The following is a 22,388-nucleotide window of genomic DNA, read 5'->3' on the forward strand; positions in this document are numbered from 1 at the left end:
TCACACAAGGTCCCTGTGATGGAGAGGTCGATTGAACAGAACCCTGCCCGTCGTGGTGCTGCTGCTGCTGATCGGGCTGGGGACTACGCTCGGACTCGAATCCTGGGACCGGTCGCGCCATGATGCCGCTGTCACGGATCGGGTGCAGCAACAGCTGAATTGGCACGCGCGGCGCCTGTCGGATGATCTACAGGCCTTGCTGGCCTTGAACCGCCGTTTGGCTGATGCGCTGGCGGCCGTCGCGCCCGGCCAGGAAGCCGGCCCCTTTGCCGCGCTGGCGCCGCAGATGGTGCGCCAGCATGCCGATATTCGCAGCGTCGTCTACGTGGATCGGCTGAAGATCACGCAGGTCTATCCTGTCGCGGGCAATGAAAACGTGATCGGCTTGGATTACGGCCTGCATCCGGAATTCATGGCCAAGATCAAGCAGATGATCCAGCAGCAGACGCCCGTCATCGATGGCACCGCGCGGTTGGTCCAGACGGGACGGACCGGCCTGATCGTCCGTACGCCGCTGTTTGTCGATGCCGCGCCTGGTCAGCCGCCGATCTACCGGGGGATGGCGGCCCTGACCGTGGATCTGGCCAGAACCTTGCGGCAGGCGGGCTTGCAGGGGGCTGACCTGCCCTTTGATCTGGCGATCCGCAGTGCTGCGACAGCGGATCACCCCGCCCGCGTACTGGATGGCGAACCGGGCCTGTTCGATCAGCCTCATGCTCAGGCCCGGATTGCGCTGCCGGACGGCGATTGGGAATTGGCCGCCGTGCCTCGTGCGGATCTGGTCTACGATGGGGCGCGGGCTTGGCTTATCCGAGGGATCGGCGGCGGGTTCACCATGATGGTGCTGCTGTTGTTTCTGTATCGTCGCGGGGTGCTGACGGTGGGCCTTCAGGGTCGTAAACCAGAGGCCGGCCTGATGTCTTTGCGCACGCTCTTGCTGCTGGCGACGCTGGTGCCCCTGTCTTTGATCGTGGGCTTGGCAGGATGGCTGGTATTCACCGTGTCCATCCAGACGGTTCAGAGCATGGAACAACAGCGGGTGGAAGAGCTGGCGGCCCAATTGCGCGACAAGGTGTCGGCTTTTTTCGAGGAGCCTCGTGCGGCGGCGACCTTCAACATCCGGCAACTGCAGGACGGCTTGTTGTCGCTGGATGCGCGGTCTGCCTTGCTGCACAGTTTTTTGCTGCAGTTGCGCCAGCAACCGCTGCTGACCTACCTATCCTTCAGTACGGCCAGTGGTGATTACCTGGCGGCCAGCCGCCCGCCTCGCGGGCCGGAACAAGGGCTGCAAATCCTGGAAGCCAGCCAGGCCGATGGCGGCATCATGAACATCTATCGAGTGGATGACGCCAATCGGCGCAGCACGCAATTGCCCGCAGGCAATGCCCATTTTGACCCCCGCGTCCGCCCCTGGTTCACGGCGGCGGTCGACGCCGGCGCCCTGCATTGGTATATGGCATATCAGTATGCCATCCAGGCGGTTGACGGGCATTATGACGATATGGGCATGGGCATGGCCGCGCCACTGTATGACGCCCGGCATCAGTTGCTGGGGGTATTGACCGCCGATGTGGCGCTGACTCGGATCAGTCAGTTCCTGTCGGCGGAAATGGACGGTTTGGGCGGTGTCGCGTTTCTGATGGAACCCGATGGCCGGCTGCTGGCCAGATCCGACGGCGGGCCGGTCTACGAGCAGCATGATGGACAGGCGCAGCAGATCCTGGCCGTGGATAGCGCCAGTTCCGTGATCCAGCGGGTGAGCGCCGAGGTGAGGCAGTCCGGACGCGCCTTCGGGCATCGTTTGCTGGCCGAGCAGAGCCATCGCTACCAGACCCATTGGCAGTCCATCCAATTGCCGGATGGTCCTTTGTTGACCTTGGCCTTGGCTTTGCCGGAAAGCCGTTACGCGGGGCCGGTGGAACAGTCCATCCAACGTATCGGATTGCTGATCCTGGGGTTCTGGATGCTGGGCCTGATGGCGGTTTCCTTGTCTGCATGGTGGCTGTCCAGGCCGCTGCAAGCCTTGATCCGCTGGGCCGGCAGTCTGGCCGATGGTCAGTGGCAGGCGCCTCCGGCGGTACGCAGTCCGGTGCAGGAAATCGTGATGCTGGCGCGGGCCCTGGGCAGTATGGCGGAGCGTTTGCAGGGGAATCAGCAGGCGCTTGAACAGCAGGTGGCGGATCGTACGCAGGCGCTGGTGCTGGCCAACCAGCAACTGATGGAATTGTCCGTCACAGATAGCTTGACGGGCCTGGCGAATCGCCGCCATTTCGACGAGGTCCTGGAGCAGGAATGGCATCGTGCGCGGCGCGAGGGTCGTGCCGTCAGCTTGCTGATGATCGATGTGGACTGGTTCAAGCACTATAACGACGCCTACGGCCATCAGGCCGGTGATGCGGTGTTGCAGCATGTCGGGCGCGTGCTGCGCCAGATTTTTCAGCGCTCGGGCGACCTGTCGGCCCGTTATGGCGGCGAGGAATTCGCCGTCATCATGGTGGGGCTGGACGGCGCCGCCGGCGCTCTCATGGCGCAGCGGGTATGCGACGCTATCTCCGCCCTGGATCTGCCGCACGAATATGGGCTGAACGGCCGCGTCACGGTCAGCGTCGGGGTGGCGGAAATGGATCTGGAAAACGTGCAGGCGGTTCAGAAACTGATCGGCCAGGCCGATAGCGCCCTGTATCGCGCCAAGGCCGCCGGGCGCAATTGCATCGAGTGCAGTACAGAAAGCGATGCGCCATCAGCGCAGGATGCTGACAAGGATTCAGGCTGACGAAGCGGGGGGGGCGGGAAAGACCAGAGAAACCTCGCAGCCTTGCCCCGGTGATCGGATGCTCAGGGAACCTTTGTGGCGCTGCATGATGGTGTGCACGATGGCCAATCCCAGGCCTGCCCCGTGGGTATGCTTGCCCGCCTGGCCGCGCCGGAACCGCCGGCCGGCCTTGCGGATGTCAGCTTCCGACATGCCCAGCCCCGTATCCAGGACGCTCAGCACGGTCTGGCCGGATTCCTGTGTGATGCGCAGGGTGATGGAGCCGCCGAACGGGGTATATTTGATGGCATTGTCCATCAGGTTGAGCACGGCCTCGCGCAGCAGCCATTCGATGCCCGGCACAGTGGCGTTCAGTTCTGCGCCTTCCATGGCGATGGATTGATGCTTTTGCCGCGCCAGACTGTAGAGTTGGCGGATCACGTCTTGAGCCAGCGGGGCCAGGGCGACGGGCAGCAGCGCGTCGGTCTGCGCATCGGCTTCGCGCACGCGGGCCAGCGCCAGCATCTGGGCGGAGGTGCGCTGGGCCTGGACCAGGCCCTGGCGCATGGCCAGCAGCGCCGTGCGTGCTTCCGCTGGATCAGGTTCGCGCAGGGCATAGTCCAGTTGCGTATTCAGCACGGCCAAGGGCGTGCGCAACTGGTGCGAGGCATCGTCCAGAAACTGCCGTTGACGGCGGGCCTGGCGCGCGTGGCGGGCGACGTGTTGGTTGATGGCCTGTACCAGCGGCTGCACCTCGCGGGGCAGTTCGGGGGCCAGAATGGGGCTCAGGTCATCGACATGGCGGCTTTTCAGCTTGCGATACAGGCGTGTGAGCGGCCGCAGGCCGATCAGCACCCCTAGGAAAATCAGTCCCGAAGACGCCAGGACTTCGAGGGCGTCGCGCAGGATGTTGCGCAGCATGATGTCGCGGATGACGCTGTCGCGGCCGCTGCGGTCTTCGCCCACCATGACGATGACCCGCCCGCGTTCCTGTCCGTACAGGGGCGGCGACATGCGCCGGGCCAGGGCGGCGATGCGGATCGGCGTACCCAGGTAGTCGCGGTCATAGAAGACCGGCGTCCCGGACTGCAGTCGCGCATCGGGCAGCGGCAGTTCCTGGTTGCCGATATCGGCCAGACCGTCTTCGGTCATGATGCGGTAGTAGACCGTGTTATTGGCCGTCAGCTCGAAAAATTCCAGCATCAGGTAGGGCAGTTCCACCGCCAGGCCGCCGCTGTCGGTGGCGATGTTGTGGTCGATGGCCCGCAGGGCGCCGATCAGCGACCGGTCGTAGGCCAGGTCGATCTGGTTATGCAGCTGAGAGCTGGAATGCCATAGGGCGATGCTCAGCACCGTCACCTGGGCGGGGATCAGCATCCATAGCAGCAGCGCCCGCAGGCTGCGCGATCGGGGTTCAGCCGGGGGCATGCTGGGTGGGTTCCAGGCAATAGCCGACGCCGCGCAGGGTGACGATCTGGACGCCGGTGTCCGCCAGTTTTTTGCGCAGGCGGTGCACCAGCACTTCGATGGCTTCCAGATTGATGCTGGTGTCGTCCGGGCTGATGCGGTCCAGCATCTGCTGTTTGGTGATGGGTTCGCCGGCCTTTTGCATCAGGACTTTCAGGGCGGCGTATTCGCGCGGCGACAGGGCCAGCGGGGTATCGCGATGCAAAAAGCGCTGGCTGCCGATGTCCAGCACCAGTTCGCCCAGCATCCAGCGGGGGTGTTCGCGGCCCCGGCTGCGGCGGATCAAGGCGTGAAGCCGGGCCTCGAGCTCCTCGATCGCAAAGGGTTTTTGCATGAAATCGTCGGCGCCTTCGTGCAGGGACCCGATGCGCTCGGCCATGGCGTCGCGCGCTGTCAGCACCAGCACAGGACAGCGGTCGTCGCGGCTGCGCAGGCGGCGCAGGAATTCGTGCCCGCTCATGCCGGGCAGGCCCAGATCCAGGATGATGGCATCGAATTCTTCCACGGCCAGGCGGCGTTCGGCCAGTTCGGCGTCGTCGGCCCAATCGACCATGAAGCCCCCGTGGCGCGCCAGGCTGCGCGCCAGCCAGTTGGCCAGTTCCGATTCGTCTTCGATCAACAGAATACGCATGGCGTCGATGATAGGGCTCGGCGGCCTATTTGCCCAGTATGGTTTTCAGCCAGGCGCCGGTATGGCTGTCCGGGCTGGCGGCGATGGTTTCCGGCGTTCCCTGCGCCACGATCCGTCCGCCGCCGGCCCCGCCTTCAGGGCCCAGGTCAACCACCCAGTCGGCGGTCTTGATCACGTCCAGATTGTGCTCGATGACCAACACCGTGCTGCCGGCCTGCACCAGCTGCTGCAAGACATCCAGCAATACCGAGATATCGTGGAAGTGCAGACCCGTGGTGGGTTCGTCCAGCACATACAGTGTGCGGTCCGAGCCGCGCCGGGACAGCTCCTGGGATAGTTTGATGCGCTGCGCCTCGCCGCCCGACAAGGTGGTCGCGCTCTGGCCCAGACGGATATAGGACAGGCCCACATCCATCAGGGTCTGCAGCTTGCGGGCGGCGGTCGGCACGGCGGCGAACAGCTCCAGCGCCTGGGAGACCGTCAGGTCCAGGATGTCACTGATGGTGTGGCCCCGGTAGCGGATATCCAGGGTTTCGCGGTTGTAGCGCAGCCCCTGGCAGACCTCGCAGGGGACATACATGTCGGGCAGAAAATGCATTTCTACGCGCACCATGCCGTCGCCCTGGCAGGCTTCGCACCGCCCCCCTTTGACGTTGAAGGAAAAGCGCCCCGCATCGTAGCCGCGCAAGCGGGCCTCCGGCACCCCGGCGAACAGTTCGCGGATCGGCGTGAACAGCCCCGTGTACGTGGCGGGATTGCTGCGCGGCGTGCGGCCGATGGGGTTCTGGTCGATGCTGATGATCTTGTCGAAATGCTCCAGGCCTTCCAGGCGGTCAAAGGGCGCGGGCGTCGTCTGGGCGCGGTTCAGGCGGTGGCTCATGATCGCCACCAGCGTGTCGTTGATCAGGGTCGATTTGCCCGACCCTGACACCCCGGTCACACAGGTGAAGCGCCCGACCGGGAGGCTCAGATCCACTCCCTGCAGATTGTTGCCCCGGCAGCCCAGTACCCGCAGCCAGGGCTGGTCTGGGTTGTCGGCGGCAACAGGGCGGCGCTCTGGCAGGGCGATGCACTGCACGCCGGACAGATACTGGCCGGTCAGCGATTGCGGCTGGGCGGCGATGTCCTGCGGCGTTCCCTGGGCGACGACATAACCGCCCTGTTCGCCCGCGCCCGGCCCCATGTCCAGCACGTGATCGGCGGCGCGGATCATGTCCTCGTCGTGCTCCACCACGATCACGCTGTTGCCCAGGTCGCGCAACTGCTGCAGGGTGTCGATCAGCCGCCGGTTGTCGCGCTGGTGCAGACCGATGGACGGTTCATCCAGCACGTACATGACCCCCGTCAGGCCGGATCCGATCTGGCTGGCCAGGCGGATGCGCTGGGCCTCGCCGCCCGACAGCGTGTCGGCGCTGCGGTCCAGCGACAGGTAGCCCAGGCCCACGTTGTCCAGGAAGTCCAGCCGGGCGCGGATTTCGTGCACGATACGTTCGGCGACCTCGCGCCGCGCCCCGCCGATCTCTGATTCCTGGAACCAGCGGCGGCAGTCGGCCAGCGACAGGGCTTCGATGTCGTAGATGGCGCGCCCGCGCCGCTGGCCGGGGCCGGGGTCCGTGCCGATCAGCACGTGACGGGCCTCGGTGCACAGGCGCGCGCCCCGGCAGTCCGGGCAGTTGCTGGTATGGCGCAGCCGCCCCAGTTCTTCGCGCACGGCATTGGAATGCGTTTCGCGCCAGCGCCGTTCCAGGTTCGGGATGACCCCTTCGAAGGCATGCCGGCGGATGGCGGGGATGCCGCCCTCGCCCAGATACTGAAAGGCGATTTCCTCGGCGCCGGAACCATGCAAAATATAGCTGCGGATGGCGGCGTCCAGGTCCTGGAACGGCGTGTCCAGGCTGAAGTGATAGTGCTGCGCCAGGCTGGCCATCATGGCGTAGCTGAACGCATTGCGCCGATCCCAGCCGTGGATGGCGCCTGCCGCCAGGCCCAGTTCGGGAAACGCCACGACACGGTCCGGGTCAAAGGAATCCACCTGACCCAGGCCGTTACAGGTGGGACAGGCCCCCACCGGGTTGTTGAAGCTGAACAGGCGCGGTTCCAGGGCGCCCATGCCGCGCGCGCAGACCGGACAGGCGTAGGTCGCGGAAAACGACCATTCTTCCTGCGTATCCAGGTCCAGCACCCCGGCGCGGCCTTGGGCCAGATCCAGGGCGGTCTCGAAACTTTCAGCCAGCCGCTGGCGGTTGTCAGGGCGGGCCCGCAGGCGGTCCACCACGACATCCAGGCTCCAGGGGCCGTCGGGTTGGGGCAGGGGGGCGCTGCCGTCGATGGGGTGGATCTCGCCGTCGATGCGCGCACGCACGAATCCCAGGGCCTGCAGCCGCCGGCATTCGGCGGCCAGGTCGTCCTGGCGCTGGCGCGCCAATGGGGCCAGGATCGCCAGGCGGGTGTCTGCCGGGCGGGTCAGCACTTGGTCCACCATCTGGCTGACGCTTTGCGCCCGCAGCGGCAGATCATGGTCCGGGCAGTAGGGCGTGCCGATCCGGGCGTACAGCAGGCGCAGATAATCGTGGATTTCGGTGATTGTGCCCACGGTGGATCGCGGGTTGTGGCCGGCGGTCTTTTGTTCGATGGCGATGGCCGGCGACAGGCCGGTGATCACGTCCACATCGGGCTTGTCCATCATCTGCAGGAACTGCCGTGCGTAGGCCGACAGGCTTTCTACATAGCGCCGCTGCCCTTCTGCGTACAGGGTGTCGAATGCCAGCGACGATTTACCCGAACCGGACAGGCCGGTGATGACGACCAGCTGGCGGCGCGGCAGGTCGATCGAGATGTTCTTCAGGTTGTGGGTGCGAGCACCGCGTATGCAGATGGCGTCCATGCCGGTAGGGTAGTTCAGGTTCTTCAAAGGCCAACTTGCTACTATAACGCGCAGCCCTTGCTTATCCGACTGGAAATACGCCCCACATGACGTCATCCCGTTCATCGAACCCCGCTTTGAAGCTGACCGCGCTGGAACGGCGCAGCAGCATCGCCTTGGCGATGCTGTTTGCCGCCCGCATGCTGGGCCTGTTCCTGTTGACGCCGATTTTCGCCGTCGCTGCGGGGGCGCTGGTCGGCGGGGACGACCCGGTCCGCGTGGGTCTGGCGCTGGGCGCTTATGGTTTGACGCAGGCCGTGATGCAAATCCCCCTGGGCATGGCGTCCGACCGTTACGGGCGCCGGCCGATCATCGTCTTCGGCATGCTGCTGTTCGTCATCGGCGGCGTCATCTGCGCCCTGAGCAATGATGTGGACTGGGTCACGGTGGGGCGCGTGGTGCAGGGCCTGGGGGCCGTGTCGGCCGCCATCACGGCCTGGATCGCAGACGCCACCCGCCCCGAAGTCCGCACCCGGGCCATGGCGATGGTGGGCGGGTCCATCGGCATTTCCTTTGCGTTGTCGCTGGTGCTGTCCCCCCTGCTGGTGGGTGAATTCGGCCTGTCGGGCCTGTTCTGGGCCATCAGCCTGCTGGGCTTCGTCTGCCTGTTGATCGCGATGTTCTTCGTGCCCGATGTGCCCAAGTCCGAGGCTGACATCATTCAGGCGACGCCGCACGACGTACTGGCGCACCGCGACCTGCTGCGCTTGAATTTCGGCGTGTTCTGCCTGCATTTCATCCTGATGGCGCTGTTCATGGTGGCGCCGGGCATGCTGGGGCGGCTGGGCGGCCTGGATTCCGGCAGCCTGTGGCAGGTCTACCTGCCGGTGATCCTGGCGTCGTTCGTGCTGATGGTGCCCGCGGTGTTCTACACCGAAACCCGCAAGGCGCATAAGCCGGCCCTGGAATGGGCGGTGCTGGGGCTGGCCGTCACGCTGGGGGCATTGCCCTGGCTGATGGATTCCTTCGCCCTGGTGGTGATCGCCCTCATCGGGTTTTTCGTCTGCTTCAACATCCTGGAAGCCCTGCAGCCATCCCTGGTGTCGCGGGTGGCGCCGCCTGCTCTCAAGGGCCTGGCGCTGGGGTTCTACAACACGGCTCAGTCGCTGGGCGTGTTCGCCGGCGGCGTGCTGGGCGGCATCCTGGTGCGCACCAGCGGGCCGTCCATGGTGTTCTGGGTCAGCGCCATGCTGGCTGTGGTCTGGCTGTATACCGCCCGGGGTTTCAAGGAAATCCGCCCGGGGCGCTAGACGCCGGGCGCCCGGCGTGGCTTAAGCCCCCCCGCTCTTGGCTTCAGTGCGGAGAGCAGGTCTGCTGCGTTGTTCGCCCACTCACCGCTTGCAAGCGGTCCGGACTCATGCCAGATCCTGTTCCACCGCATAGCAGGCGACCAGGCGTCCGCCCTGCATTTTCAGTTCAGGCAGGGCTTCGCGGCAGACCGGCATGACGCGCGGACAGCGGCTGCTGAACGGACAGCCGGGCGGCGGGTTCAGGGGGCTGGGCAGTTCACCGGAAATGCGGATGCGTTCGCCGTGGCCTTCCTGGTTCAGACGGGGCGTGGCCGACAGCAGCGCCTGGGTATAGGGGTGCAGCGGCTGGCCGAAGATCGCGGCCTTGCTGCCTTGTTCGACCACCCGGCCCAGGTACATCACCATGACTTCGTCAGCCAGGTGTTCCACCACCGACAGGTCGTGGGAAATGAACACGTAGGACAGACCCAGGTCGCGCTGCAGGTCTTTCATCAGGTTCAGCACCTGTGCCCGCACGGATACGTCCAGGGCCGATACCGCCTCGTCGGCGACCAGGATTTCCGGATCCAGCATCAGGCCGCGCGCAATGGCGATGCGCTGGCGCTGGCCGCCTGAAAACATGTGCGGATAGCGGTCGTAGTGTTCGGGCCGCAGGCCGACGAGTTCCATCATGGACTGCCCGCGCGCCTTGCGCTGGGCGGCATCCATCTTGGTATTGATCACCAGCGGTTCTTCCAGGATCGCGCTGATGCGCTTGCGCGGATTCAGCGAGGCATAGGGATTCTGGAAAATGATCTGGATTTTTTGGCGGCGCAGGCGCGTCAGTTCAGCGCTGGTCTGGGAGACATCCTGGCCGCGGTACAGCAGCTGGCCCGCAGTGGGCGGCTCGATCATGGTCAGCACCCGGGCCAAGGTCGATTTGCCGCAACCCGATTCGCCGACCACGGCCAGCGTTTTCCCTGTGTGCAGGGAAAAGGACACCCCGTCCAAGGCCTTGACGGACCGTTTGGGCTTCAGGAAACCGCTTTCGACCGGGTAGTGGCGCTTCAGATCGATGGCTTGCAGGACAATATCGTCGCCGCCGGTGTCGGGGGCGTGGCTGCTGGTGTCTGCGGCGGAGTGGGACGTGGTATTCATGCGGAAATCTCGGTGGACTGCGCGGTCGGCAAGCCCTGGTCGTCCAGTGGGGTGTGGCATTTCACCTGGCTGCCTTCGGGGCCCGTCAGCGCGGGTTCTACCGCACGACAATGGTCGGTGGCATAGGGGCAGCGGGGGCTTAGCAGACAGCCGCGCGGTCGGTCATAGCGCCCCGGCACCACGCCAGGCAGCGAGACCAGCCGGTCTGCATCTTGGGAGAATTCGGGCAGGGCGCGCAGCAAGGCCTGGGTATAGGGGTGGCGCGGACGGCGGAAAATGTCCTTGGCCGAACCGGATTCCACGATCTGTCCGGCGTACATCACCAGGATGCGGTCCGCCGCTTGGGCGACCAGCGCCAGGTCGTGGGTGATCAGCACCAGACCCAGGCCTTGCTGCCGCTGCAGCGACAGCAGCAGGTCCATGATCTGCGCCTGGATGGTCACGTCCAGTGCCGTGGTGGGCTCGTCGGCGATCAGCAGGCGCGGATTGCAGGCGATCGCCATGGCGATCATCACGCGCTGGCTCATGCCGCCCGATAGCTGATGCGGATAGGCCTTCATGCGTGACACCGGGTCCGGGATGCCGACTTGTTCCAGCAGTTCCAGCACCCGCGCCCGCAACGCGCGCCGCGATCCGCCCTGGTGCGCCTGCAGCGCCTCGGCGATCTGGTATTCCACGGTATAACAGGGGTTCAGGCTGGTCATGGGGTCCTGGAAAATCATGGACACCCGCGACCCGACGATTTCGCGGCGTTTCTTTTCCGGCAGGGCCAGCAGATCCTGGCCCTCGAAACGCAAGGCATCGGCCTGCACCCGGCCGGGGAAATCGATCAGCCCCATCAGGGCCAGCGAGCTGACGGATTTGCCCGAGCCCGATTCGCCCACCAGACCGACGACTTCGCCGGCCTCGACGTGATAACTGATGCGGTCGACAGCCTTGAAGGGGGCCGACTCATCACCGAAATGCACGGACAGATTGCGAACTTCCAGCATGGTCTGCCTCTTAGACTTTCAGGCGCGGGTCCAGCGCATCGCGCAGACCATCGCCCATCAGATTGAATGCCAGCACCGCCAGCAAAATGGCCAAGCCGGGGAAGGTCACGACCCACCAGGCGCTTTGCGCGAACTGCAGCACATTGGCCAGCATCGTGCCCCATTCCGGGGTCGGCGGTTGGGCGCCCATGCCCAGGAATCCCAGGGCAGCCATATCCAGAATGGCGTTGGAAAAGCCCAAAGATGCCTGCACGATCAGCGGCGCCACGCAATTGGGCAGGATGTTGATGAACATCTGCCGCCAGGCGCCCGCGCCCACCACGCGCGAGGCGATCACGTAGTCGCGGGTCATTTCACGCAGCACGGCGGCGCGGCTCAATCGCACATAGTGCGGCAGGGCCACGAAACTGAGCGCCAGGGATGCGTTGACGATGGACGGCCCGAAGATCGCCACCAGCACCAGAGCCAGCAGCAGGCTGGGCAGCGCCAGCATGATGTCCACCAGGCGCATGATGCTGATGTCCACCACGCCGCCCATATAGCCCGCCAGCACGCCAAAGAAGATCCCCAGCACCAGCGAGACGCTGACGACCAGGAAACCCACCAACAGCGACAGGCGTGCGCCGTAGATCAGGCGTGACAGGATGTCGCGGCCCACATCGTCGGTGCCCAGGATGAACTGCCAGCTGCCGTCCGGGTGCCAGACAGGGGGCTGCAGCAGGTGGTCGCGGAACTGCATGGCCGGATCATGCGGCGAGATCAGGTTGGCCGCCACGGCGACAAACAGCATCAGCAGAATGTAGAGCAGCCCGATCAGCGCACCGCGATTGCGGGAAAAATCCTGCCAGAAGGCTTTGAATGGCCCGGGAGGGGCCGGCATGGAAGTTGTCAGTTCAGTCATTTGCGCCCCCGTTGCTGACGGATTCGCGGGTCAGCCAGGCCGTACAGAATGTCGACGCACATATTCACCAGAATGATCAAGGTCGCCACGATCAGCACGCCGCCCTGGACCACCGGATAGTCGCGTTGCTCCAGTCCGTGGATCAGCCAGCGGCCGATGCCAGGCCAGGAAAAAATGGTTTCGGTCAGGATCGCCCCGACCATCAGCACGCCGACCTGCAGGCCGATCACCGTGATGACCGGCAGCAGCGCATTGCGCAAGGCATGCACCACCACGACGCGCAACCGCGATAGTCCTTTGGCGCGGGCCGTGCGGATGTAGTCTTCGTTGAGCACTTCCAGCATGGAGGACCGCGTCATGCGCACGATCACCGCCAGCGGGATGGTGCCCAGGACAAAGGCTGGCAGGATGATGTGATGCAGGGCATCCCAGAAGTCGCCCGCTTCGCCGAACAGCAGGGTGTCGATCAGCATGAATCCCGTCAACGGATTGCTGGGGTCCAGAAACAGCGCCGCACTGACGCGCCCGGACACGGGCATCAGATCCCATTGGACCGACACCAGCATGATCAGCATCAGGCCCCACCAGAACACCGGCATGGAATAGCCTGTCAGGGCCGCCGTGATGGACATGTGATCGAACCAGGAACCGCGTTTGACCGCCGCCAGCACGCCGACCGGGATGCCGATCGCCAGGGCGATGATCATGGCGATGACGCTGAGTTCCAGAGTGGCCTGGAACCGCGGCACGAATTCGGACCAGATGGGCTCGCGGGTGGTCAGCGAGGTGCCCAGGTCGCCGTGCAGCACGCCCCAGATATAGTGGAAATATTGCGTGATCAGCGGCTGATCCAGGCCCAATTGAGTCATCATGGCGGCGTGCTGTTCGGGGGATAGCCCCCGTTCGCCTGCCATGATCTGCACGGGGTCGCCGGGGATCAGGTGGATAAAGGCAAACGTCAGCAGGGTAATGCCGATGAACGTCGGAATAGCCAGGCCGACGCGTTTGAGAATGAAAGAGAACATGAGGCAAAGCCTGTGGGGGTGTCGCAGGCGCAGAGACGCAGCGGACGGGCCCCGGACGATGCCGGGGCCCGGATCGGGTCAGTTCAGGCGCTTATTTGCCCAGGCTGACGTGGTCGAAGATGTGCCGGCCCACCGGGGATACGGTATAGCCTTGCACGTTTTTGCGCAACGGTTCGAAGACCGTGGAGTGCGCGATCATGACGGCGGGCGCCTGTTCGTGCATGACGACCTGGGCCTGCTTGTACAGTTCGACACGCTTGGCGTGGTCGGACGTGGTCCGCGCCGGCTGGATCAGGTCTTCGAAGGGCTTGTAGCACCAGCGGGAATAGTTGGACCCGTTCTGGACTGCGGCGCAGCTGAACAGCGTGGCCAGGAAATTGTCCGGGTCCCCGTTGTCACCCGTCCAGCCGATCAGCATGGTCTGGTGTTCGCCGTTTTTGGTGCGTTTCAGGTATTCGCCCCATTCGTAGGAGACGATTTTCGCCTTGACGCCGATCTTGGCCCAGTCGGACTGGATCATTTCGGCCATGCGGCGGGCGTTCGGGTTGTAGGGGCGCTGCACCGGCATGGCCCACAAGTCCGTTTCAAACCCGTTGGGGTAGCCGGCTTCGGCCAGCAGGGCCTTGGCCTTGGCTACGTCAAGCGGCCAGTCCTGCACGGCGTCGTTGTAGCTCCACATGGTGGGCGGCAGCAGGTTTTTCGCCGGCTGGCCCGCGCCCTGGAACACGGCCTTGATGATGGCCGGTTTGTCGATCGCCATGGACAGCGCCTGGCGCACCTTCACATCCGTGAAGGGTTTCTTTTCGGTGTTGAACGACAGGTAGCCGACGTTCAGGCCCGCCTGTTCCAGCAGCTGGACATCCGGATTGTTGCGGATGGATTCCAGGTCGGCCGGGTTGGGGTAGGGCATGGACTGGCATTCGTTTTTCTGCAGCTTGGCATAGCGCACAGATGCGTCCGGGGTGATGGCGTAGACCAGGCGGTCGATCTTGGCCTTGTCGCCCCAGTATGCCTCGTTGGCCTTGTACAGGATGCGGGCGTCTTTCTGATAGGTGACGAATTCAAACGGACCGGTGCCGACCGGGTCGGTGTCGACCTTGGTCGGGGTCTTGGCCTTCATCATGGCATCGGCGTATTCAGCCGACTGGATGGATGCGAAATCCATGCCCAGGTTGGCGAGGAAGGGGGCTTCCGGACGCGTCAAGACAAAGCGCACTGTCTGGGCGTCGACCTTTTCGACCTTGTCGATCAGCTTGTCCATGCCCATACCGTTGAAATACTGGTACGAGCCGTTGGAGACCTTATGGTAAGGGTGGTCGGCGTTTTTCTGGCGCTGGAAAGAAAACAGCACGTCATCCGCATTGAAATCGCGGGTCGGCTTGAATGTCTTGTTGGAATGGAACTTCACACCTTTGCGCAGGTGGAAGGTATAGGTCTTGCCGTCTTCGCTGACGTCCCAGGATTCAGCCAGGCCCGGAATGATTTCCGTGGTGCCGGCCTTGAACTCAACCAGGCGGTCGAAGATCGGGTGCGTGGCGTCGTTGGTGGTGCCAGAGGTGAAGAACGCCGCATTGAAGCCTTCGGGCGAACCTTCGGAACAATAGACGTAGGTGCTGGTGGCCGCCTGGGCGGACCCTACCGCCAGGGCCATGGAAATCAGGGGTAGACTCAGTGTCTTTTTGGAAATCTTCATTTTCTCTCCTCGCATGAATGCGTGAATCTGCGTGAACATAGCATGAAACGCCGTTTGAACCGTAGTGTTGGGGCATCAAGGATTACCCGAATGCGTGGATGCGCAACTTTTGGAAAGCGGCGTATTCATTGGTGTTGGTGCATTTTTTCAGATTATGCAGCATCGGTGCGGCGGGCAGTGGAAAGCGCTCGGGTGTTACCTCGACGGCGGTCGGGGTGCTCCACCCTTTTGCTGGGGTAAACCCGTTTGGGCAATAATGTCCATCTGATACGATTTGATGGCCTCGAGGCGATCAAATCCCCGATAATGGCAGCTACATCGTTCAACCACAGGATTCCCACCATGGCCTCAGTCAACAAAGTCATTCTCGTCGGCAACCTGGGGCGCGACCCGGAGGTCCGCTACAGCCCCGACGGCGCCGCCATCTGTAATGTGTCCATTGCCACCACCAGCACCTGGAAAGACAAGGCATCCGGCGAACGCCGCGAAGAAACCGAATGGCACCGCGTGGTGTTCTACAACCGCCTGGCCGAAATCGCCGGCGAATACCTGCGCAAGGGCCGGTCCGTCTATGTCGAAGGCCGCCTGAAAACCCGTAAATGGCAGGACAAGGAAACCGGCGCTGATCGCTACAGCACCGACATCGTGGCCGATCAGATGCAGATGCTGGGCGGCCGCGACGGCGGCGAATCCGCCGGCGACGGTGATACCGGCGGCTTTTCGCAGGCCCCCGCGCGCCGCGCGCCGCAGCAGCAGCGTCCGGCGGCTCCGGCTGCTGCGCCCGCCAGCAATCTGGCGGATATGGATGACGATATTCCGTTCTGACGCTACGCCTATACGGCGGTCCGTTCGAGCCCCCGGCCAACGCCTGTTCGCCGGGGGTTTTGTTGTCCGCCTAACAACCGCTTCCGCTCTTGTGGCAGTCCTCATGTGCAGGCATAATCCCCATATTGTCTATACAAATTAGAGGACATTCCTTCATATGTCATCTTTTCAGGAAGCCAGCGCACAGCCGTCCGATCGCATCTTGTGGAAGAATCTGCGGATCGTGCCGCCCGGCTGGCAGTCCGGGCCGATCCCGCTATGCGATCTGGCGGTCGAAGGTCAGCGCATTGCGTGGCTGGGCGATGCCGGCGGGGCGCCTGCCGGTTTCCAGAACGCGCAGCAGCACGATCTGGGCGGCGCTCTGGTTACGCCCGGCCTGATCGATTGCCACACCCATCTGGTTCACGGCGGTCAGCGGGCGGACGAATTCGCCTTGCGCCTGGCGGGGGCCAGCTACGAGGACATCGCCCGGCAGGGCGGGGGGATCGTGTCCAGCGTGCGCGCCACGCGGGCCGCCGACGAAGACTCGCTCTTCCAACAGGCGCTGACGCGACTGGACGCCCTGCGGGCCGAAGGCGTGACCGCCATCGAAATCAAGTCCGGCTACGGCCTGGACCTAGAGACCGAACGCAAGATGCTGCGTGTCGCCCGGCGTCTGGGGGAAGCCCGCCCCGTCACGGTGCGCACCACGTTTCTGGGGGCGCATGCCCTGCCGCCGGAATACACAGACCGGGCGGATGACTACATCGATCTGGTCTGCAACACCTTGCTGCCGACGCTGCACGATGAAGGCCTGATCGATGCGGTGGACGTCTTTTGCGAAAGCATCGGATTCAGCCTGACGCAGGCCGAGCGCGTGCTGCAGGCTGCCACGCAACGCGGCCTGGCGGTGAAGATGCATGCCGAACAATTGTCCCTGATGGGCGGTGCGGCGCTGGCGGCGCAGTATGGCGCGCTATCGGCGGATCACCTGGAATGGCTGGATGAAGCCGGTGTGCAAGCCATGCGCCACGCCGGCATGGTGGCCGTGCTGCTGCCGGGCGCCTATTATTTTTTGCGGGATACGCACTTGCCGCCCATCGATCTGCTGCGTCGCCATGGGGTGCCCATGGCGCTGGCGACCGACTGCAATCCCGGCACGTCGCCGGCCACGTCCCTGTTGCTGATGATGAACATGGCCTGCACGCTGTTTCACCTGACCGTGGGCGAGGCCCTGGATGGCGTCACGCGCCATGCCGCTGATGCACTGGGGTGCGCGGGCGTCAGCGGGCGCCTGGCTGTCGGCCATCCTGCCGATTTTGCGGTCTGGGATGTCGACAGCCCGGCGGAACTGGCTTATTGGATGGGCCTGCCGCGCTGCCGGATGTCCGTGCGACGCGGCAGCATCGCCTTTCAATCCGCCCGATAGCTGCCTTCCAGCACCCGGCGTCCGATGATGTCCAGGTCGGGGGCCAGCAGGCGGTCGCGGTCATAGAACGGCACGTCCTGGCGGATTTGCCGGTGCAACGCCTGCAATGGGGCCGATGTGGTCAGCGGGGCGTGGAAATCGATGCCCTGGGCGGCGCACAGCAGCTCGATGCCGATGATGTGCGCCGTATTGCTGGCCATGTCGGCCAGCCGCCGGGCGGCGAACGTCGCCATGCTGACGTGGTCTTCCTGGTTGGCCGACGTGGGCAGGCTGTCCACGCTGCCCGGGTGCGCTAGCGATTTGTTTTCCGATGCCAGGGCGGCGGCGGTCACGTGCGCGATCATGAAACCGGAATTCAGCCCCGGTTCGGGGACCAGGAAGGGTGGCAGGCCGGAAATGCTGGCATCGATCAGCAGCGCCACGCGGCGTTCGGCCAGGCCGCCGATCTCCGCAATCGCCAGCGCCAGAATGTCGGCGGCGAAGGCCACGGGTTCGGCGTGGAAATTGCCGCCCGAAATCACCTGGTCCGGCTGCCCGTCGCGCCCGGGGAACACCAGCGGATTGTCCGTCACGGCGTTGGCTTCGATCAGCAAGGTGCGCGATGCCTGATCCATCAGATCATGGATAGCGCCCATCACCTGGGGCTGGCAGCGCAGGCTGTAGGGGTCTTGAACCTTGTTGTCCGACACCAGGTGCGATGCCCGGATCGCGCTGCCTGCCAGCAATGCCCGATAGCGACGGGCGACTTCGATCTGCCCCGGCTGGCCGCGGATTTCATGCACGCGCGGGTCGAACGGCGCGTCGCTGCCCTTGGCGGCGTCCACGCTAAGCGCCCCGGCCAGCACCGCGCTGTCGAACAGGTGTTCCGACAGGAACAGCCCGTGCAGCGCCAGGGCGGTGGATACCTGCGTGCCGTTGATGAGCGCCAGGCCTTCCTTGGCGGCTAAGTGGATGGGTTCGATACCCGCCAGGGCCAGCGCTTCCTTTGCCGGCAGCCACTGGTCTTTGCACAGGATGCGGCCTTCGCCGAACAGCGCCAGGGTCATATGCGACAAGGGCGCCAGGTCGCCGGATGCGCCTACCGATCCCTTTTCCGGGATGTGCGGGATCAGGCCGGCATTGAATACCTGCAGCAGGGTGCGCACCACGCTGGATCGGATGCCGGAATAGCCGCGCGCCAGGCTGGCGACCTTCATCGCCATCAGCAGGCGCACTACACGGGCGTCCAGCGGGTCGCCCACGCCCACGGAATGCGACAGGATCAGATTGCGCTGCAGGGTCTGCAGCTGGTCGTCGGGGATGCGCGTTTGCGCCAGCTTGCCGAAACCGGTGTTGATGCCATAGGCGGGATCGCCCCGGTCAATGATGGCTTGCACGACGGCAGCCGAGGCATCCATGTCGGCGTAGGCCTGGGCGGGCAGATCCAGGGTGACGGAACCCAGCCAGATGCGCCGCAGCTGGTCCAGGTTCAATGTGCCGGGGTTCAGGGTCAGCGTGTTGCTCATCTCAGTTTCCTTTGGAAGAATCGATCATCGGCAGATTCAGGCCGAAATTCCGGGCGGTCTTGATGGCCAGCTCGTAGCCGGCGTCGGCATGGCGCATCACGCCGCTGCCGCAGTCATTGATCAATACGCGTTCCAGGCGGCGGGCGGCGGCATCCGTGCCGTCGGCCACGATCACCATGCCTGCATGCTGGCTGTAGCCCATGCCGACACCGCCGCCATGGTGCAGCGACACCCAGCTGGCGCCGCCCGCCGTGTTCAGCAGGGCATTCAACAGGGGCCAGTCGGATACTGCATCCGTGCCGTCGCGCATGGCTTCGGTTTCGCGATTGGGGCTGGCCACCGATCCCGTGTCCAGATGGTCACGCCCGATCACGATCGGGGCTTTCAGCTCGCCCGTGCGCACCATCTCATTGAACGCCAGTCCGGCCAGGTGGCGTTCGCCCAGGCCCAGCCAGCAGATGCGTGCCGGCAGGCCCTGGAAGGCGATGCGCTCGCGCGCCATGTCCAGCCATTGGATCATGTGATGATTGTCGGGGAACAGTTCTTTCAGTTTGCGGTCGGTGGCGTAGATGTCTTCCGGGTCGCCCGACAGCGCCACCCAGCGGAAGGGCCCCTTGCCTTCGCAGAACAGCGGCCGGATGTAGGCCGGCACGAAACCGGGGAAGTCAAAGGCGTCGGTGATGCCCTCGTCATAAGCCACCTGGCGGATGTTGTTGCCGTAATCCACCGTGGGAATGCCCAGGGCATGCAGATCCAGCATAGCCTGTACGTGGCGGGTGCAGGATTGCGCTGCCTCAGCCCGCAGGCGGGTGTGTTGGGCCGGATCGTGCTGGGCGGCCTGCCATTGCGCCACTGTCCAGCCCGACGGCAGATAGCCGTGGATCAGATCGTGGGCCGATGTCTGGTCGGTGACCAGGTCCGGGCGCGGACCGCCCGTCTGGGCGCGGCGTGCCAGTTCCGGCAGGATATCGGCGGCATTGCCCAGCAGGCCGATGGACACGGCTTCCTTGCGGCCCGTGTGTTCGGCGATCATGGCCAGGGCTTCATCCAGATCGCGGGCCTGCTTGTCCAGATACCGGGTGCGCAGCCGGAAATCGATGTGCGACTGCTGGCATTCGATGGTCAGCGAGCAGGCCCCGGCAAAGGTCGCCGCCAGCGGCTGCGCGCCGCCCATGCCGCCCAGGCCCGCCGTCACGATCCAGCGGCCCGCGAACGATCCGCCGAAATGCTGGCGCCCGGCTTCGACGAATGTTTCGTACGTACCCTGCACGATGCCCTGGCTGCCGATGTAGATCCAGCTGCCCGCCGTCATCTGGCCGTACATGAACAGGCCTGCCTGGTCCAGTTCATTGAATTTTTCCCAGGTGGCCCACTTGGGTACCAGATTGGAATTGGCAATCAGCACGCGCGGCGCATCCGCGTGGGTCTTGAATATCCCCACCGGTTTGCCCGATTGCACTAACAAGGTTTCGTCTTCGCCCAGCTTGCGCAGGCTGTCCAGGATGGCGTCGTAGCAGGCCCAGTTGCGTGCCGCGCGACCGATGCCGCCATACACCACCAGATGTTTGGGGTTTTCCGCCACGGCCGGGTCCAGGTTGTTCTGGATCATGCGGTAGGCGGCCTCGATCGTCCAGTTGCGGCAATGCAATGACGATCCGGTGGGGGCATGGATTTCGCGGCTGGCGTCGTAACGCGGGTCGTTGGTGTGTGGGGCAGTGCTCATCGCGGGCTCCTTGTGGGGTTTATATGTATATACATTTAAAAATAAAAAAGGGCGGCTATCGTGGATTGAGAGTAGGGGGCGCAGCGCCGCAGCGGCGGCGCAGTGGAAGTTATCCGGGGGTAACCGGGCAGTCGGCCAGCACCCGGACCAGGGCGTCGGTGAAGCGCTCGATATTGCCTGGATTCAATCCTGGAATGCAGAGCCGTCCGGAATCCAGCAGATAGACGCCATGCTGTTCACGCAGGCTGATGATCTGCGGGCGGCTAAGACCGGTCAGGCTGAACATGCCCTTTTGCCGGATCAGGTAGTCGGCCTGGTATCCCGGGGCCTTGTGCGCCAACTGTTCGTGGGCCAGGGCGCGCATGTGCAGGATCCGGCCGCGCATGGCGTCGACCTCGGCACGCCACTGGGCCGCCAGTTCAGGAGAGTCCAGGATCGTGGCGATGACGCGTGCGCCGTGTGCGGGCGGATTGGAATATGTGCGCCGGACAGCGGCTGCCAGCTGACCCGTGACGCGATCGGTGTGGGCGGCGTCCTGGCAGACGACAGACAGGCTGCCGCAGCGTTCCGCATAGAGCGCGAAGTTTTTGGAAAAAGAGCTGGCGACCAGGAACGCCAGCCCCGACTGCGCCAATAGACGCACGGCAGCAGCATCTTCGTCCACGCCATCGCCGAACCCTTGATAGGCCAGGTCGACGAAGGCGATCAACTGGCGCTGGCGAAACAGCTGGATCAGGGCTTCCCACTGGGGCAGCGTCAGATCGGCGCCGCTGGGATTGTGGCAGCACCCGTGCAGCAGCACGATGCCGTGCACGGGGATTTTTTCAAAGGCTTGCAGCATGCTGTCGAAAGACGGCAGGCCCGTGCGCGCATCCACGTAGGGGTAGCGGTGCGTACGGATGCCGGCGCCCTCGAAGACGGCAAAATGATTGGACCAGGCCGGATCGCTGATCCAGATCTCGCTGTCCGGATACGCGGTGTGCAGGAATTCCGCGCCGATTTTCAGCGCCCCGGTGCCGCCCACGCTTTGGATGGTGGCGATGCGGCCATCGGCCAGCGCCTGGCTGTCGCGGCCAAAGATCAGTCGCTGGGCGGCATGCCGATAGGCGGTCAGCCCTTCGATGGGCAGGTAGGACGATGATTGCGGCGCCTCGAGCAGCAGGCGCTGGGTGGCCAGGACTGAAGGCAGGACGGGAATTCGGCCCGCTTCATCGTAGTACATGCCGACGGTCAGATTGATCTTGCCGGGGCGCGGATCGCGCAGGCAGCGATTGCTGAGCTCGAAAATCGGGTCGCCGGCGAAATCCGGAAGGTGGGAAAACATCATAGCTAGGCCTCGAATGGGATCAGGAATCTTCCTGCCCCCAGAATGCATTGCGATCCAGGTAGTTCTGCAGAAACTGCTTCAGCCGTTCATGCTGCACATTGCGAAAAAGCTCTTTGGGCGGCCCGCTGATGGCGATCTGCCCCTGGTCGATGAAAGCGACCCGGTCGGCGACCTGGGCGGCAAAGCCCATTTCGTGGGTGACCACGGCCATCGTCATGCCTTCCCGGGCCAGGTCTTTCATGACTTGCAGCACTTCTCCGACCAGTTCCGGGTCCAGGGCCGAGGTCGGTTCGTCGAACAGCATGATGTGCGGTTCCATGGCCAGCGCCCGGGCGATGGCGACGCGCTGCTGCTGGCCGCCCGACAGGCGGATCGGATGGGCATCGGCCCGGCTGGCCAGGCCCACGCGCTCCAGCAGGGCCATGCCTTTTTTACGGGCCTCGTCGCGCGACAGGCGTTTGACACGGACCAGGGCCTCGGCCACGTTGCCCAGAGCCGTCATGTGCGGCCACAGGTTGAATTGCTGGAACACCATGCCGACGTGTCGCCGCACATGGTTGATTTCTGCGACGGTGGCATCGCGCCGGGCGCCGTTCTGGTCGACGTAGCCCAGCAGTTCGCCTTCGATCAGGATGTCGCCCGAATCATATTTTTCCAGGAACGCCATCGAACGCAGCAACGTGCTTTTGCCGGAACCCGATGGCCCGATGATGCACAGCACTTCGGATTTGCGGATGTCCAGAGAGATGTCGTTCAGCACCGTGGTGTCGCCAAAGCGTTTGCTGATGCCGCGTACCTCGATCAGGAGAGAATCTTGGGTCATAGGAAA

16 protein-coding genes are annotated in these 22,388 nt (G+C 64.3%); 4 read left to right on the forward strand and 12 right to left on the reverse strand.

Annotation, left to right across the window (positions count from 1 at the left end):
- Positions 1-31 precede the first annotated feature (31 nt).
- Entirely contained in the window at positions 32-2,773 is a 2,742-nt protein-coding gene (locus VDP79_RS14750) for a diguanylate cyclase (protein WP_323018909.1), read from the forward strand.
- On the opposite strand, the gene VDP79_RS14755 is transcribed toward VDP79_RS14750, so the two are convergent.
- Genes VDP79_RS14755 through uvrA form a run of 3 tightly spaced genes read right to left on the reverse strand, consistent with a single transcriptional unit; the run spans position 2,765 to position 7,734 of the window.
- Positions 2,765-4,180 (reverse strand): sensor histidine kinase, encoded by a 1,416-nt coding sequence (locus VDP79_RS14755; RefSeq protein ID WP_323018910.1) that lies wholly within the window; start codon positions 4,178-4,180, stop codon positions 2,765-2,767. The genes VDP79_RS14750 and VDP79_RS14755 overlap by 9 nt on opposite strands.
- Entirely contained in the window at positions 4,167-4,850 is a 684-nt protein-coding gene (locus VDP79_RS14760; RefSeq protein WP_323018911.1) for a response regulator, read from the reverse strand. The genes VDP79_RS14755 and VDP79_RS14760 overlap by 14 nt, the downstream gene beginning before the upstream one ends.
- Positions 4,851-4,875: 25 nt before the next feature.
- Positions 4,876-7,734 carry an excinuclease ABC subunit UvrA gene (uvrA, locus tag VDP79_RS14765; RefSeq protein WP_323018978.1) on the reverse strand — a complete coding sequence of 953 codons (2,859 nt, stop codon included), beginning with the start codon at positions 7,732-7,734 and terminating at the stop codon, positions 4,876-4,878.
- 86 nt (positions 7,735-7,820) lie between these two features.
- Here uvrA and VDP79_RS14770 point away from each other — a divergent pair, with 86 nt between their 5' ends.
- Positions 7,821-9,023 (forward strand): MFS transporter, encoded by a 1,203-nt coding sequence (locus VDP79_RS14770; protein ID WP_323018912.1) that lies wholly within the window; start codon positions 7,821-7,823, stop codon positions 9,021-9,023.
- A gap of 105 nt (positions 9,024-9,128) precedes the next feature.
- Here VDP79_RS14770 and VDP79_RS14775 read toward each other — a convergent pair whose 3' ends face one another.
- The 5 genes from VDP79_RS14775 to VDP79_RS14795 form a co-directional block, all read right to left on the reverse strand.
- Complete coding sequence (locus VDP79_RS14775; RefSeq protein ID WP_323018913.1) at positions 9,129-10,160, reverse strand: peptide ABC transporter ATP-binding protein; 1,032 nt, start codon at positions 10,158-10,160, stop codon at positions 9,129-9,131.
- Positions 10,157-11,152 carry a dipeptide ABC transporter ATP-binding protein gene (gene dppD, locus VDP79_RS14780; RefSeq protein ID WP_323018914.1) on the reverse strand — a complete coding sequence of 332 codons (996 nt, stop codon included), beginning with the start codon at positions 11,150-11,152 and terminating at the stop codon, positions 10,157-10,159. The genes VDP79_RS14775 and dppD overlap by 4 nt, the downstream gene beginning before the upstream one ends.
- 10 nt (positions 11,153-11,162) lie before the next feature.
- The gene (gene dppC / locus VDP79_RS14785; protein ID WP_323018915.1) at positions 11,163-12,053 is read right to left on the reverse strand and encodes a dipeptide ABC transporter permease DppC; all 891 of its coding nucleotides are present in this window, start codon (positions 12,051-12,053) and stop codon (positions 11,163-11,165) included.
- Positions 12,050-13,078 (reverse strand): dipeptide ABC transporter permease DppB, encoded by a 1,029-nt coding sequence (gene dppB, locus VDP79_RS14790; RefSeq protein ID WP_323018916.1) that lies wholly within the window; start codon positions 13,076-13,078, stop codon positions 12,050-12,052. The genes dppC and dppB overlap by 4 nt, the downstream gene beginning before the upstream one ends.
- A 91-nt stretch (positions 13,079-13,169) precedes the next feature.
- The gene (locus VDP79_RS14795) at positions 13,170-14,771 is read right to left on the reverse strand and encodes an ABC transporter substrate-binding protein (protein WP_323018917.1); all 1,602 of its coding nucleotides are present in this window, start codon (positions 14,769-14,771) and stop codon (positions 13,170-13,172) included.
- 342 nt (positions 14,772-15,113) lie between these two features.
- Between VDP79_RS14795 and ssb the strand changes: the two genes are divergently transcribed.
- Positions 15,114-15,596: a single-stranded DNA-binding protein gene (gene ssb / locus VDP79_RS14800; RefSeq protein WP_323018918.1), complete on the forward strand. Its 483-nt coding sequence runs from the start codon at positions 15,114-15,116 to the stop codon at positions 15,594-15,596.
- Between the two features lie 157 nt (positions 15,597-15,753).
- Positions 15,754-17,004, forward strand: a complete 1,251-nt coding sequence (hutI, locus tag VDP79_RS14805; protein ID WP_416233123.1) for an imidazolonepropionase — start codon at positions 15,754-15,756, stop codon at positions 17,002-17,004.
- Here hutI and hutH read toward each other — a convergent pair.
- The 4 genes from hutH to VDP79_RS14825 form a co-directional block, all read right to left on the reverse strand.
- Positions 16,989-18,509 carry a histidine ammonia-lyase gene (hutH, locus tag VDP79_RS14810; RefSeq protein ID WP_323018919.1) on the reverse strand — a complete coding sequence of 507 codons (1,521 nt, stop codon included), beginning with the start codon at positions 18,507-18,509 and terminating at the stop codon, positions 16,989-16,991. The genes hutI and hutH overlap by 16 nt on opposite strands.
- A 1-nt stretch (position 18,510) precedes the next feature.
- A complete protein-coding gene (gene hutU / locus VDP79_RS14815; RefSeq protein WP_323018920.1) occupies positions 18,511-20,232 on the reverse strand; it encodes a urocanate hydratase in 1,722 nt (573 codons plus the stop codon).
- Between the two features lie 109 nt (positions 20,233-20,341).
- The gene (locus tag VDP79_RS14820) at positions 20,342-21,559 is read right to left on the reverse strand and encodes an amino acid aminotransferase (protein WP_323018921.1); all 1,218 of its coding nucleotides are present in this window, start codon (positions 21,557-21,559) and stop codon (positions 20,342-20,344) included.
- A 19-nt stretch (positions 21,560-21,578) separates the two neighbouring features.
- Positions 21,579-22,382, reverse strand: coding sequence for an amino acid ABC transporter ATP-binding protein (locus VDP79_RS14825; protein ID WP_323018922.1), 804 nt, complete (start codon positions 22,380-22,382; stop codon positions 21,579-21,581).
- Positions 22,383-22,388 lie beyond the last annotated feature (6 nt).

The organism is Castellaniella sp. (genome assembly GCF_034675905.1).
Lineage (GTDB): Bacteria > Pseudomonadota > Gammaproteobacteria > Burkholderiales > Burkholderiaceae_B > Castellaniella.